Annotated in this window: 12 protein-coding genes; 11 read left to right on the top strand and 1 reads right to left on the bottom strand. The window is 60.6% G+C overall.

The annotated features are described in order from the left end of the window. The first annotated feature begins 15 nt into the window (after positions 1 to 15). The 5 genes from JYP46_RS11075 to JYP46_RS11055 all read left to right on the top strand — a co-directional run bounded on the left by JYP46_RS11075 (position 16) and on the right by JYP46_RS11055 (position 5,236). On the top strand, positions 16 to 1,818 hold the full coding sequence (locus JYP46_RS11075; protein ID WP_113155600.1) for an acetolactate synthase 3 large subunit: 1,803 nt from the start codon (positions 16 to 18) through the stop codon (positions 1,816 to 1,818). Between the two features lie 83 nt (positions 1,819 to 1,901). Continuing rightward, the gene (gene ilvN, locus JYP46_RS11070) at positions 1,902 to 2,474 is read left to right on the top strand and encodes an acetolactate synthase small subunit (RefSeq protein ID WP_113155599.1); all 573 of its coding nucleotides are present in this window, start codon (positions 1,902 to 1,904) and stop codon (positions 2,472 to 2,474) included. Positions 2,475 to 2,601: 127 nt separating this feature from the next. Further along, positions 2,602 to 3,198, top strand: coding sequence for a LysE family translocator (locus JYP46_RS11065; RefSeq protein ID WP_206543860.1), 597 nt, complete (start codon positions 2,602 to 2,604; stop codon positions 3,196 to 3,198). Positions 3,199 to 3,333: 135 nt separating this feature from the next. Further along, positions 3,334 to 3,834 (top strand): hypothetical protein, encoded by a 501-nt coding sequence (locus tag JYP46_RS11060; protein WP_113155597.1) that lies wholly within the window; start codon positions 3,334 to 3,336, stop codon positions 3,832 to 3,834. Between the two features lie 274 nt (positions 3,835 to 4,108). After that, positions 4,109 to 5,236, top strand: coding sequence for an ATP-dependent DNA helicase (locus JYP46_RS11055; RefSeq protein ID WP_206543859.1), 1,128 nt, complete (start codon positions 4,109 to 4,111; stop codon positions 5,234 to 5,236). Between the two features lie 123 nt (positions 5,237 to 5,359). Here the strand turns inward: JYP46_RS11055 and JYP46_RS11050 are convergent, their stop codons facing one another. Continuing rightward, positions 5,360 to 5,767, bottom strand: a complete 408-nt coding sequence (locus JYP46_RS11050; RefSeq protein WP_206543858.1) for a SpoIIAA family protein — start codon at positions 5,765 to 5,767, stop codon at positions 5,360 to 5,362. A gap of 145 nt (positions 5,768 to 5,912) precedes the next feature. Here JYP46_RS11050 and JYP46_RS11045 point away from each other — a divergent pair, with 145 nt between their 5' ends. From JYP46_RS11045 to JYP46_RS11020, 6 genes are all read left to right on the top strand, one after another. Continuing rightward, positions 5,913 to 6,653 carry a pyridoxine 5'-phosphate synthase gene (locus JYP46_RS11045; protein ID WP_206548119.1) on the top strand — a complete coding sequence of 247 codons (741 nt, stop codon included), beginning with the start codon at positions 5,913 to 5,915 and terminating at the stop codon, positions 6,651 to 6,653. Positions 6,654 to 6,768: 115 nt separating this feature from the next. Continuing rightward, a complete protein-coding gene (locus JYP46_RS11040; RefSeq protein WP_113155593.1) occupies positions 6,769 to 7,350 on the top strand; it encodes a transglycosylase SLT domain-containing protein in 582 nt (193 codons plus the stop codon). Positions 7,351 to 8,155: 805 nt separating this feature from the next. Then, positions 8,156 to 8,806 carry a TetR/AcrR family transcriptional regulator gene (locus tag JYP46_RS11035; RefSeq protein ID WP_206548118.1) on the top strand — a complete coding sequence of 217 codons (651 nt, stop codon included), beginning with the start codon at positions 8,156 to 8,158 and terminating at the stop codon, positions 8,804 to 8,806. A 49-nt stretch (positions 8,807 to 8,855) separates the two neighbouring features. Further along, a complete protein-coding gene (ilvC, locus tag JYP46_RS11030; RefSeq protein ID WP_206548117.1) occupies positions 8,856 to 9,875 on the top strand; it encodes a ketol-acid reductoisomerase in 1,020 nt (339 codons plus the stop codon). Between the two features lie 253 nt (positions 9,876 to 10,128). Next, positions 10,129 to 10,446, top strand: coding sequence for a hypothetical protein (locus tag JYP46_RS11025; protein ID WP_206548116.1), 318 nt, complete (start codon positions 10,129 to 10,131; stop codon positions 10,444 to 10,446). A 318-nt stretch (positions 10,447 to 10,764) separates the two neighbouring features. Next, entirely contained in the window at positions 10,765 to 12,972 is a 2,208-nt protein-coding gene (locus JYP46_RS11020; RefSeq protein WP_206548115.1) for a KAP family P-loop NTPase fold protein, read from the top strand. Positions 12,973 to 13,221 lie beyond the last annotated feature (249 nt).

The following is a 13,221-nucleotide window of genomic DNA, read 5'->3' as shown; positions in this document are numbered from 1 at the left end:
AACGGAAAGACCAAGATGAACAAGGCAGTGTCGGAGCCAGCAGCGGACGCATCCGCCCAAAACGAGATGACGGGTGCAGAGATCGTCGTGCAGGCGCTCAAGGACAATGGTGTCGAGGATATTTTCGGATATCCGGGCGGCGCCGTACTTCCCATCTACGACGAGCTCTTCCAGCAGGAAGATGTCCGGCACATTCTTGTACGTCACGAGCAGGGAGCAGGCCACGCAGCCGAGGGCTATGCGCGCGCCACCGGCAAGGCCGGCGTCATGCTGGTGACCTCCGGCCCCGGCGCGACCAATGCGGTGACGCCGCTGCAGGACGCGCTGATGGATTCCATCCCGCTCGTCTGCATCAGTGGTCAGGTTCCCACCGCGCTGATCGGCTCGGACGCCTTCCAGGAGTGCGACACGGTCGGCATTACCCGTCCCTGCACCAAGCACAACTGGCTGGTGAAGGACGTGAACCAGCTTGCCGCGATCATTCACGAGGCCTTCCACGTGGCGACCACGGGCCGCCCGGGACCGGTCGTCGTGGACATTCCCAAGGACATCCAGTTTGCCAAGGGCACCTACACCCCGCCGCAGACCGCGCCGCGCACCAGCTATCACCCGCAGGAGCAGGGCGACATCAACCAGATCAAGGCGGCGATCGAACTGATGGCCAACGCCAAGCGGCCGGTGATCTATTCGGGTGGCGGCGTCATCAATGCCGGTCCGGAGGCGAGCCATCTGCTGCGCGAGCTGGTGGATCTGACGGGCTTCCCGATCACCTCCACGCTGATGGGACTGGGCGCTTATCCGGCATCCGGCGACAACTGGCTCGGCATGCTGGGCATGCACGGCACCTATGAAGCCAACATGGCGATGCATGACTGCGACGTCATGCTGTGCATCGGTGCGCGCTTCGATGACCGCATCACCGGCCGTCTCGACGCCTTTGCGCCGCATTCGCGCAAGATCCACATCGACATCGATCCGTCCTCGATCAACAAGAACGTTCATGTTGACGTGCCGATCATCGGCGATGCAGGCCGTATCCTTGAAGACATGGTGCGCCTGTGGCGCGCGACCGCGAAGGCGGACAAGGCCGCGCTCAAACCCTGGTGGACGCAGATCGACATCTGGCGCGCACGCGACTCGCTCGCCTACAAGCCGAATGACGACATCATCATGCCGCAATACGCGATCCAGCGGCTCTATGAGCTGACCAGGGAACGCGATGTCTATGTGACGACCGAAGTCGGTCAGCACCAGATGTGGGCGGCGCAGCATTTCGGTTTCGATGCGCCGAACCACTGGATGACCTCCGGCGGTCTGGGCACGATGGGATACGGCCTGCCGGCGGCGCTTGGCGTGCAGATCGCGCATCCCGATGCGCTGGTCATCGACATTGCAGGCGATGCGTCGGTGCAGATGACCATTCAGGAGATGAGTGCAGCGGTGCAGCACAATGCGCCGATCAAGATCTTCATCCTGAACAACCAGTATATGGGCATGGTGCGCCAGTGGCAGCAGCTGCTGCATGGCAACCGCCTGTCGCACTCCTATACGGAAGCGATGCCTGACTTCGTCAAACTGGCCGAAGCCTATGGCTGCCACGGCATCATGTGCGACAAGCCGGGCAAGCTGGATGACGCCATCCGCGAGATGATTGAAGTCGACAAGCCGGTGATCTTCGATTGCCGTGTTGCCGCACTCGCCAACTGCTTCCCGATGATCCCGTCGGGCAAGGCGCATAACGAGATGCTGCTTCCCGACGAGGCCAGCGACGAGGCGGTGGCCAACGCCATCGACGAAGAGGGCCGGCAATTGGTGTGACGGTTATGAGGCGTCCTGTCTCAGCGGCAGGACGCTTTGTTTTCAGTCAGTTACACGATGGTTTTGCAAAAGAGATTCATGCAATGAACGCGCAGCTACAACCCACCGGCTCTGCCTATTTCATCACCAAGGAAACCCAGGTTGCCGAGACGCGCACCCTGGCCGTCCTCGTCGACAACGAACCGGGCGTTCTTGCCCGCGTGATCGGCCTGTTCTCCGGTCGCGGCTACAACATCGACAGCCTCACCGTCTCCGAGACCGAGCACGAACGCCACCTTTCGCGCATCACCATCGTGACGCGCGGCACGGGCCATGTGCTTCAGCAGATCAAGCATCAGCTCGAGCGCATCGTTCCGGTGCACCGCGTGGTGGACCTCTCCATCGTCGCCGATGAGCGCGGCCATGACCGCCCGATGGAGCGTGAACTGGCGCTGGTCAAGGTTCGCGGACAGGGCGAGGACCGCGTCGAGGCGCTGCGCCTGGCAGACGCTTTCCGCGCTCAGGTGATCGACGCCAACACCGAGCACTTCATCTTCGAGATCACGGGGCGTGTCTCCAAGATCGAGCAGTTCATCGCCATCATGAAGCCGCTCGGCCTGGTCGAAGTGTGCCGCACGGGCGTTGCCGCCATGAACCGCGGCCCGGAAGGCATGTAGGCGCAGCCTCTCCGTGAACGGATATTTTCTGCGGGCAGGGCGATCTGTATCTTGCCCGCAGGAAAAATAAGGTCAATAATACTGACCTAATTGCCCCTGTGCCGGGCGACCGTTTGGGAGTTGGCGGATGTCGCCGGACGTTTTCCTTGCCCTCTTGGTTTTCTCCTTCGTCGCTTCGGTGACGCCGGGGCCGAACAATTTCATGTTGCTGGCCTCGGGCGTGAATTTCGGTTTCCGCCGTACCATCCCTCACATGCTTGGCATTGCCGGTGGCTTCGCGTCGCTCCTGCTCGCGGTTGGCTTCGGGCTTGGCGCTGTTCTGACGGCGTTTCCCGCGCTCCACACGATCCTGAAAATCGCCGGCGGGGCCTATCTTCTCTACCTCGCCTGGCGCATCGCCATGTCGCGCGCGCTGGGGCAGGGCGGTGAAGGCAATGCGCAGCCGATGACGTTCCTGCAGGCCGCCGCGTTCCAGTGGGTCAATCCGAAGGCCTGGGTCATGGCGCTGACCGCCATGGCGGTCTACACCGACCCCACGGCGCCTTTTGCGACGGTTCTTCTCGTGGCGCTCGCCTTCGTCATCGTCAATTTCCCGAGCGTTTCCGTCTGGGCCGGGTTCGGCGTGGTTCTGCGCGGCTTTCTGGCCGATCCCGTGCGGCTTAAATGGTTCAACATCGTCATGGGGCTGGCGCTCGCCGCCACCTTATGGCCGATGATGCGCTAGCATTCGCGGGCAGGCTGACAACAATCCATTCCACAAAATGCGGGGTGAGCGGGTCTCTCAGCCACAATTTCTGCGGCTAGATAGTTAGTCGGCTATATGATTGAATGCGCCCCGCGTGAAACGCGGAGCGAGCAAATGGCGGAATTCGACGAGGCCGCCCTTACCTGGCGACTGTTTCTGGTGACGTCTGGCATATGCCTTGTGCTGTTGGCCATAGGCTGGGTGACCTGTGAGCGCGCCGAGGAGAAGCCGCTGCTCGCCGTCCTGGGCGGTGGTTTCACGATCGATCACAACTCTTCGGAAATTCACTACGATCTGGCGGTGCGGGAGATCCGTCATCTGCGCCACGGCATGATCATCGAGGCCGACTTCGAAGACCCTGCGGGCAATGGCTATTATGTGGTGCGCGAGCGCGTGCAGCGCTGGCGCAAGCGCTACAGCCTGCGTTCACCGCCCGTTTGCGGGGTGCGGGCGCGCAAGCGCTATCTCGTCATGCTGCGGGTTCTGAACGATCAGGGCGAGGAAGAGCTGTGGAGCGACATCATCTATGTGAGCAGCCATCTGGGCGAAGACGTGATGCCCGAGCCGCCCCTGACCACCTGGCCCGGCCGGGACCTCTCGCCGCACACGCGCTAGGGAGGGGGCGGACACCGGTTTCAATGCCCTGCTGCATTGATGTCTTGCGTGGTTCGACAGGCTCCCCATGAGGGAGGCCGGCTTTGCGTCAGAGGCTTGTTCCATGATGCTTCAGACGGGTTTTGCCGTCCCATACCCCACCCTCATGGTGAGCCTGTCGAACCACGCACAACACTGTTGCAACGGGTTTGGGCACGAATGGCGTGAGCGATCCTGCTGCCTCCGGTGTGATTGCAGCCTGTTCATTTCGGGCCGAATCTGCTTTCTGGACGGCATGGAATTCTCCCCGCAACAGGATGCAGCGCTTAACGCTGTGGCGAGCTGGCTCAAGGCCGGTCAGACCCAGGTTTTCCGTCTGTTCGGCTACGCCGGAACGGGCAAGACCACGCTGGCGCGCTATTTCGCAGAGCATGTCGATGGCGAGGTGCAGTTCGCCGCGTTCACCGGCAAGGCCGCGCAGGTGCTGCGCTCGCGCGGCGCCAAGAATGCCCGCACCATCCATTCGCTGATCTATCGCCCGCGCGGCGAGGAAGAGGTGGAAGACGAGGTGACGGGACGCACCTCCATGTCGCCCACCTTCTCGCTCAACCGCCAGAGCCCCATCGCCAAGGCTGCGATGGTGATCATCGATGAATGCTCCATGGTGGATGAGGCGCTTGGCCGCGACCTCCTGTCCTTCGGCACGCCGATTCTCGTTCTGGGCGATCCCGGCCAGCTTCCGCCGATCTCCGGTGGCGGGTTCTTCACCGAGCATGAGCCGGACCATCTCCTGACCGAAATCCACCGGCAGGCGCGCGACAATCCCATCATCCAGCTTGCGCTCGATGTGCGCGAGGGGCGGGATATCTCCTATGGGGATTATGGTGCGGCCAGGGTCATTTCAAAGGCCGAGGTCGATCAGGATCTGGTGCTTTCTGCCGATCAGGTGCTTGTCGGTACCAACCGCACGCGCCGCCGCTACAATCAGCGCCTGCGCGAGCTGAAGGGGTTCGACGCCGACTATCCGCAGGCCGGCGACAAGCTGGTGTGTCTGCGCAACGATCCCGCCAAGGGGCTGTTGAACGGCTCGCTGTGGAAGGTGATGACCTCGTCGCGCGAGACCGTGAAGCCGGGCATCAACCTTCTGGTCTCGCCCGAAGAGGATGATCCCGATCGCGGCGTGGCCAAGATCAAGCTTTTAAAGGCGGCGTTCGAGGATCCCACGGCGGAAATTCCGTGGCAGACCAAGAAGCGTTACGACGATTTCGACTATGGCTACGCGCTGACCGTGCACAAGGCGCAGGGTTCGCAGTGGGATGAGGTGGTGCTCTTTGATGAGAGCTATGCCTTCCGCGACACGCGCCAGCGCTGGCTCTACACGGCCATCACCCGTGCCTCCGAGCGCCTGACCATCGTGCGCTAAAGCATTTTGCAGCCGGATGCGTCCATCCGGCGTCGCACAAATGCGGGAAATCAAAGAGCATTTTGCAGCCGGATGTGCGCATCCGGCGCAGCACAAATGCGATAGGGCACTGGCCAATGCCGGTCAGCCCGGCGGCGGGGCTGGTTCCGCGCCCAGCCAATTCCAGGCGTCCTCCACCTTCTCATAGGGAAAATACTCCATCTCCATGGAGAAGAACGGACGGAAAAAGGCGATGGTCGTGCCCATCCAGGCCGGTCCGCCGGCCACTGCATATTTGCGGATGTGCTTCAGTGCGTTGGTCTTGCCGATCATCGTCTGTTCCTTGAAGGCGGCATGCCAGTCGAAGCCTTCATAGTCGTGAATGATGACCAGCACGTCGATCTTGTCGTGCACTTCATAAGCGCCTTCGAGAAGACCGTAGAGGTTTTCCATGTCGGCTGCCGTGATGTGGCCGACGATCTCGAAGGCATAGGCGTCGTCGCGGTCTGTCTCGATGCGCCGCACATTGGGGGGATTGTCGTTGACGGTCATGGTCTGCTCCTGACGCTTTCCGGCTTGCCTCTATCGACCCGGCTTGTCTGTATCGACAACGCGATCTGGGCCTGTCCGTTCCGACCCGAACGCGGTATGGAGCGATGGTAACGCATCGAGCGCAACAGAAAAGCGGGACGCAACAATGCCGGCAAAACTCTCCGTCAATCTCAACGCTGTCGCCATGCTGCGCAACCGGCGCGATCTGCCATGGCCGAGCGTGATCGGGCTTGGCCGCATCGCGCTTCAAGCGGGCGCCTGCGGGCTGACCGTGCATCCGCGCCCCGACCAGCGCCATATCCGCTTTTCCGACCTGCCGGAGATCCGCGCGCTGCTCGATGACGAGTTTCCCGGCCGCGAGTTCAACATCGAGGGCTTTCCCACCGAGGAATTCCTGGCGCTCGTCGAAGAGCATCAGCCCGAACAGGTGACGCTGGTGCCCGACGATCCGGCACAGGCCACCTCCGACCATGGCTGGGACTTTGCCGGGCAGGGCGGTTTTCTAAAACCCGTCATCGCGCGGCTCAAGAAGCAGGGCTTTCGCGTTTCGCTTTTCGCAGACCCCGATCCCGATCAGGTGCCGGCGGCGGCAGTACTCGGGGCGGACCGTATCGAGCTCTACACCGGCCCTTATGGCGGTTGCCATGATGATTCCGCAAAGGCCGCTATCGAACTGGAAAAGCTCGGCAAAACGGCGGACGCCGCTGCCGCGCACGGGCTCGGCGTCAATGCCGGTCACGATTTGACGGTGGCGAACCTTCCGGCCCTTGCGCGCCGCATGCCGGAACTCTGCGAGGTTTCCATTGGCCACGGTCTCACCGCCGACGCGCTGGAATACGGCATGGCGGAAACCGTGCGCCGCTTCATCCGCGCCTGCGAGGGCTGATCCACCTCCAAATCGCCCGCAAATGGTCACGGCATTGCCCAGACCGTTAACGCGCATGGACAGGGTTTCTTAGGATTCCCTGACCTATGCATGGGGTGGGTTTTGAGGTGTTTTCATGCGTATCGTTGCAGTGACCGTGCTGCTCGCGCTGGCGTTGGCAGGCTGTGCCTCGACGCCGCGCAGCATCAACAATGTTTGTACCGTGTTCGACCAGAAGCAGAGCTTTTTCGGCGGCTGGTATACGCAGGCCAAGCGCGCCGAGCGCAAATATGGCGTGCCGGCGGAAGTGCTGATGGCCACCATCCGCATCGAATCCGGCTTCGACGCCGATGCACGCCCGCCGCGCCGCAAGCTGCTCGGCTTCATTCCGTGGAAGCGCGCCTCCAGCGCCTATGGCTATTCGCAGGCGCTTGATGGCACCTGGCAGCGCTACAAGCGCGAGACCGGCAATATGATGGCGCGGCGCAGCAGCTTCGCCGATGCGGTGGATTTCGTCGGCTGGTATCACCAGACCAGCAACCGCACCAACGGCGTGGCGCTCAACGACGCCTACAGCCTTTACCTGAACTATTATGCCGGCCATGCGGGCTATCGGCGCGGCGTATGGCGCAACAATCCGCAGATGCAGAAATCCGCCCGCAAGGCGGCCACCATGTCCAGCAATTACGGCCGCCAGATGCGCCAGTGCGGGCGCTGAACGACCTGCTTCCAGCGGTCTCCACTCTTCATTGCATAGCGAAACGCTCTCATTCATTCTTCTTGGACAATTGCGGGCGCCGACTTTGAAGCCCCTTCTCCCCGCGCGCGGGGAGAAGGTGAGGATGAGGGGCGGGCGCCAGGTTCTGCGAACCCGCAAATGGCGAGACTTTTATGCGCCGCGTCAGCCCCTCATCCCCCTGCCGGGACCTTCTCCCCGCGCGCGGGGAGAAGGAGGCTGCCCGACCGTCCCGCCCAACGGCCCAATGCCGCACGCCGTTAAACGACCAGGCCCCACCGTCAAGGCCCCTTTCTCCCCACGCGCGGGGAGAAGGAGGCTGCCCGACCGTCCCGCCCAACGGCCCAATGCCGCACGCCGTCAAACGACCAGGCCCCACCGTCAAGGCCCCCTTCTCCCCGCAAGCGGGGAGAAGGTGAGGATGAGGGGCGGGCGCCAGGTTCTGCGAACCCACAAATGGCGAGACTTTCATGCGCCGCGTCAGCCCCTCATCCCCCTGCCGGGACCTTCTCCCCGCGCGCGGGGAGAAGGAAGCTGTCATCCATGTGGAGCGCTTCCGCTTTTCCTGAAAAGCTCATAGCCAGAGCCCGGCCTGACCGCCTGTCTTCATCGCTGGGCCCCGTATCCGCCGGATGCGGGGCCGATGCCGTTTCGCAGGGCCGGGCGGGCGAGGGGCGCAATCTCCCCGGACCCTGTGGCAAAGCGGCTTGCATTTTGTTTTTCCCTATGACAGAACCGTACCGTACGGTACGATCCGTAAACGGGAACAGAGACCTTCGTGCGCCACATGTCGGAAATGCAGGATACATTCACACCGCGCCAGCGCGCGGTTCTGGACAAGGCGCTGGGCCTCCTGCTGGAAGGCGGCGAGCGCGCGCTGACGACCGCCGGGCTGGCGCGCGCGGCCAACTGCTCCAAGGAAAGCCTCTACAAATGGTTCGGAGACCGCGACGGTCTTCTGGCGGCCATGATCTCCCATCAGGCGAGCAAGGTGCGCGCCCAGATCGACGGCGGCGAGCGGCTGGATCTTGGCCGGTTCCGCACGCATCTGGTGGATTTCGCAAATGACCTCTTGCAGGTTCTCGGTGGAGATGTATCGCTGGCGCTTAACCGGTTGGCCATTGGACAGGCGAGCCGGGAAGGTAGCCGGCTTGGCGCGCTTCTTATTGAGCGGGGTCGGCATGGTATTGATAAACGCGCCGGCGCGCTTTTGGAGGCCGGCAGGCAGCGCGGCCTTATTGCCTATCACGACCGCGAAACTGCCTATCACACATTATACGGCCTGATCGTGCGCGACCTTCATGTGCGCATGCTTCTGGGCGAGGCCGGTGTGCGCCGGCCTGAACATTACGCCGTCCTTGCAGAAGAGGCGGTGGACCAGTTTTTCGTGCTTTTCGGGGTGCGGAAAAACGAGACGACCGGCCGCGACAGCGTCTAAGGCGGTCGAAGGTGAACAACAGTCAGTTGGATCAGGAAAGGAATTGAGTATGCGGGTGTATTATGATCGCGATGCCGATCTCAATCTCATCAAGAGCAAGAAGGTCGCCATTATCGGTTATGGCAGCCAGGGGCGCGCGCACGCGCTGAACCTGAAGGATTCCGGCGCCAAGGAAATCGCCGTGGCGCTGCGTCCGGGTTCTGCAACCGCCAAGAAGGTCGAGGCCGATGGCCTCAAGGTGATGTCGGTGGCCGAGGCTGCTGCATGGGCCGACCTGATGATGATGGCCACGCCCGACGAGCTGCAGGCCGGCATCTACAATTCCGAGATCGCGCCGAACATCCGCGACGGTGCGGCCATTGCCTTCGCGCACGGCCTCAACGTGCATTTCGGCCTGATCGAGCCGAAGAAGACCGTCGACGTGCTGATGGTCGCGCCGAAGGGCCCGGGCCACACCGTGCGCGGCGAATATGAGAAGGGCGGCGGCGTGCCGTGCCTGGTCGCCGTTCACCAGGACGCTTCCGGCAATGCGCTGGACCTCGGCCTGTCCTACGCCTGCGGCGTTGGCGGCGGCCGTTCGGGCATCATCGAGACCACGTTCCGCGAAGAGTGCGAGACGGATCTGTTCGGTGAGCAGGTCGTTCTGTGCGGCGGTCTGGTCGAGCTCATCCGCGCCGGCTTCGAGACGCTGGTCGAGGGCGGTTACGCTCCCGAAATGGCCTATTTCGAGTGTCTGCACGAAGTGAAGCTGATCGTCGACCTCATCTATGAGGGCGGCATTGCCAACATGAACTACTCGATCTCCAACACCGCAGAGTGGGGCGAGTATGTCACGGGCCCGCGCATCATCACGGCAGAGACCAAGGCAGAGATGAAGCGCGTTCTGCACGACATCCAGTCCGGCCGTTTCACCACCGAGTGGATGCAGGAGTGGCACGCAGGTGCGGCCCGCTTCAAGGCGACCCGTCGCCTGAACGACGAGCATCCGATCGAGGAAGTTGGCGAGAAGCTGCGCGGCATGATGCCGTGGATCTCCAAGAACAAGCTGGTGGACAAGGAAAAGAACTGATCTTTTCCAAAGTCACAGAGAGAAGGCCGCGGCATCGCCCGCGGCCTTTTTCTTTGCCGGTCTTCCGCCTGCCTGTCCCGCGATGAAACAGGTTTCTGGCACGGTTTTCGCTGCATAACCCGTAAGTACCGCAAGAACCGCATGGGCCTCCTGCCGCCGGTCAGGCGCGCCTGATGGGCATGGAGGTGAACGGGCATGGAGGCGAAAAGCCAGCCGCGCCTGCGGGCGTGGGGGAGGCCAGGAGGCGAGGATGATGTCGGACGTGAAAAGGCCCGTGGGCGAAAGACATGTAGGCGGAAAACCGGCGCACGCAGGCAGCCCGTTTCCCTCAGACCGCCGCGCGGCCGGGCGCGAGGATGCGACGCGTCACGCGAGGCTCTTCTGGAACCATGGCGGCTGCATGCTTCTGGGCGTCGTTCTGGACCAGAACGCGCACGGCGCCCGCATCCGCTTCGGCGACATCTGCGCCGTGCCGGATGCCTTCTACATCGAGATAGAAGGGAGCGACCGCGTCCGCCCGGCGGTCATCCGCTGGCGGAGCCTGACGGAGATCGGCGTGGCGTTTGAGTGAGGGGGCGGGCTGGCGACCAATTTGGGGAGGCGGTCATTTGGGCCCCGACTGCACTTTTGCGGCAACGCGGCTCCTGCTGTGCCGTTCGCTGCAGAGTGCGCAAATGACCGAGATGCGCACATAGGAAATATGCCACTTGGAGAATGTGAACCTTTCTCATGAGATGACTTGGCAGACGACTAATCATCCAGAATGGTTTGATACAAGTTGACATTATCTCTTCAGTAGCGCCACGTTGATTGCGTTCGGGCTTCCAGGTTTTGGTGCGCACGGTAAGAACATAAGTGCTTGATTTTTAATATAAATTCCAGAGGGCGCATGGCTATTGGGTTAGATTCTGATCGGGCGCTTGAAGATGAATCCGAAGATCAGTTTGGATTTGTGGGCATGGCCAAGCGCCTCGCTCCGTCAATTATTGAGGCCTCAAAAGGTGGCGGTATGGTCGTGGGGCTGGAAGGTCGCTGGGGGTCGGGAAAAACCTCGCTCCTGAACTTCCTGCGCGAGGAACTGGCTGCGGCGGAGTCTGAGGACATCTACACGATAACTGTGGCTCCGTGGTTAAACGGTGACTCGTCTACCTTGGTGATGTCGTTACTGGGGCCGATTGCAGACTTGCTTGAAAGGAGAGAGGCGGAAAGATCCGAGGTTAAAGGCATCCGAGGTAAGTTCAGCCGGAAGAAGGCCAGTGACGTCGGAGACTTGATCAGCCTCTACGGCCAAAAAACGGCAAGGACATTGGTTCCGCTCGCAAGTCTGGCCGGATACTTTATTCCCGGAGCGCATGTTGCAGCAGGCGCGCTAAAAGCTGGCGGTGATGCACTTGAGCAGTTTTCAAGCAGAGAGCCCACGCCCTCAGAACTGAAGCGGGCGATCTCAGAGAAAATCAAAGCACTCAATGTTGGTTTTGTTGTCATTCTTGATGATCTCGACCGACTTGAGCCAGAGCAAGCCGTTGAAGTTGTTCGACTTGTACGCTCTGTCGCCGACTTCCCACGGGTCGCATATCTTATGTGCTATGATCGCGAAGTCTTGGCTCAAGCCCTAAAGGAAGGCCTCAAGGTCCATGATGGTGACTTGTTCCTGCAGAAAATCGTTCAGCTAACCTTCGCCATTCCACTTCCAGAGCCTTTCGATCTCCGAACACAGTTCCGAAACGAAGCGGAAGCTATTTTTGCGGAAGTTACCGGTGCAGCTCCAGACGACGAGCTGCTGGAGGATCTGGCCTCAGCCGTGGATCGCGAGGGGATGGGCTTGAACACACCGAGAGAAGTAAAGCTCGCTCTTAACGGCATACGGTTTGTCTACCCCTCCGTAGTCGATGATGTCTATTTCCCCGATTTTTGCCGCCTTCACCTGATCAAGACCACGAACTTCAAGCTCTATAAGTGGCTGGAAGAATATCTGTCTGTCCGATCAATATTGGTCACGGGTGACGGTTCGATCACAAACGATTCAAAAGCAACTTTGGGCACAACCCTTAAGGAGCTCCTGCCATCCGAGGAGATCGGCGCATCGCGATCGATATGGGCTTTGAAGCAGTTTATTCCAGGCGTTCGGGCAAATGAAGACGCCTCAAAGCGAGTGTTTTCAGAGGCTTCGCTCAGGGAGGCAAGCGATGCGATTGAACTTAAGCGTCTCGGAAGCCCCCTACACTACCGCTATTACTTTGCCCTGACAGGGCCTAAAACGGTGATGTCCGATGAAGATTTCAACCAGCTCCTTGAGTTTGCGAGATCAGATTTACCCTCTTTGAAGGCGCGCCTCGAACATCACGCAAGGAGTCTTCGTCAATCGGGTAGGACGTGGTTTGAGCATATTCTCGACCGGCTCGATGACTCCCTCGTATCCAAGTTGGACAAGGAAACCGTCGGTGGGATTGTTCTGGCAATGTCCGATACCATGGACTCCGTCATCGCGACCGATAACAAGCCCCGAGCGTTTGCCTTCTCCGTTACCAGCACGGCAGTGCGCGTGGCCGAGCGTTTGTTGGTTCGATTGAGGACCGTTGACCAGGAGGCCTTCGAGAAGGTCTCAAAAGAGATGGCTGAAAAAGGCACGGCATTGAACTGGCTTGTGGGCAACTTCTTCAGAGACCAAATGTGGGACCATGGTAAAGTTGGCGACCGACCAAGCCAGCCTGGGCGATTGGTCTTCTCTGATGAGTTCCTTGATATGCTTCTGGACATCATGAGAGGGCGGATTTCATCAGCTGATGTGCAAGAGAGTATCGCAGGAATGCCCGACGTTTCGACATTCCTGTTCGGGTGGCGGGACTTATCGGGTGACAAAGAGGCAAAAGAGTGGGTGGCGTCTAACAGCGCTACCGATGAGGGTTTTCTTTCTATCCTCAATCATCTTCGTAGTTGGGCCGTGAGTGACAGCGTTTATTATCCGCTGCACAAGTCGTCTATCGAAGCATTCTTCGATCTCGAAAATGCTGTTGCACGACTAGCAGCGCTTCGAAAGAGCGAACATGGCGAGTTGGCTCGAGAGTTGGAGAGCGCCATGGAGCAAGCGCGCCATTAGGAGCCTTAAGCGGTCGTTCGATGCGTGCAATCTGAGTGTCCGCAAAGGGCCGAGTGTTGACGTATTCAGGGGCTGAATCATGTCAGCTAACCCAATCGGAGCACGCTAGCGCCGGTCTCGTTGCGGCCCCTGACCTGCTCCCCTGAGATGTTCCCGATTTTGGGTTAGCCTGTTCCTCAACGAAGGAGACAGGCAATGAAACGGTCACGGTTCTCAGAAGAACAGATCATTGGCATCTTGAAGGAGCAT

Source organism: Nitratireductor aquimarinus (assembly GCF_017255295.1).
GTDB lineage: Bacteria > Pseudomonadota > Alphaproteobacteria > Rhizobiales > Rhizobiaceae > Nitratireductor > Nitratireductor aquimarinus.
This window is presented reverse-complemented; position numbering and strand designations above follow the sequence as displayed.

Excerpts from the sequence above, each read along its gene's own strand:
- JYP46_RS11075 (WP_113155600.1), top strand. The coding sequence starts at position 16 with ATGAACAAGGCAGTGTCGGAGCCAGCAGCGGACGCATCCGCCCAAAAC.
- ilvN (WP_113155599.1), top strand. The coding sequence starts at position 1,902 with ATGAACGCGCAGCTACAACCCACCGGCTCTGCCTATTTCATCACCAAG.
- JYP46_RS11065 (WP_206543860.1), top strand. The coding sequence starts at position 2,602 with ATGTCGCCGGACGTTTTCCTTGCCCTCTTGGTTTTCTCCTTCGTCGCT.
- JYP46_RS11060 (WP_113155597.1), top strand. The coding sequence starts at position 3,334 with ATGGCGGAATTCGACGAGGCCGCCCTTACCTGGCGACTGTTTCTGGTG.
- JYP46_RS11055 (WP_206543859.1), top strand. The coding sequence starts at position 4,109 with ATGGAATTCTCCCCGCAACAGGATGCAGCGCTTAACGCTGTGGCGAGC.
- JYP46_RS11050 (WP_206543858.1), bottom strand. The coding sequence starts at position 5,767 with ATGACCGTCAACGACAATCCCCCCAATGTGCGGCGCATCGAGACAGAC.
- JYP46_RS11045 (WP_206548119.1), top strand. The coding sequence starts at position 5,913 with ATGCCGGCAAAACTCTCCGTCAATCTCAACGCTGTCGCCATGCTGCGC.
- JYP46_RS11040 (WP_113155593.1), top strand. The coding sequence starts at position 6,769 with ATGCGTATCGTTGCAGTGACCGTGCTGCTCGCGCTGGCGTTGGCAGGC.
- JYP46_RS11035 (WP_206548118.1), top strand. The coding sequence starts at position 8,156 with ATGTCGGAAATGCAGGATACATTCACACCGCGCCAGCGCGCGGTTCTG.
- ilvC (WP_206548117.1), top strand. The coding sequence starts at position 8,856 with ATGCGGGTGTATTATGATCGCGATGCCGATCTCAATCTCATCAAGAGC.
- JYP46_RS11025 (WP_206548116.1), top strand. The coding sequence starts at position 10,129 with ATGTCGGACGTGAAAAGGCCCGTGGGCGAAAGACATGTAGGCGGAAAA.
- JYP46_RS11020 (WP_206548115.1), top strand. The coding sequence starts at position 10,765 with ATGGCTATTGGGTTAGATTCTGATCGGGCGCTTGAAGATGAATCCGAA.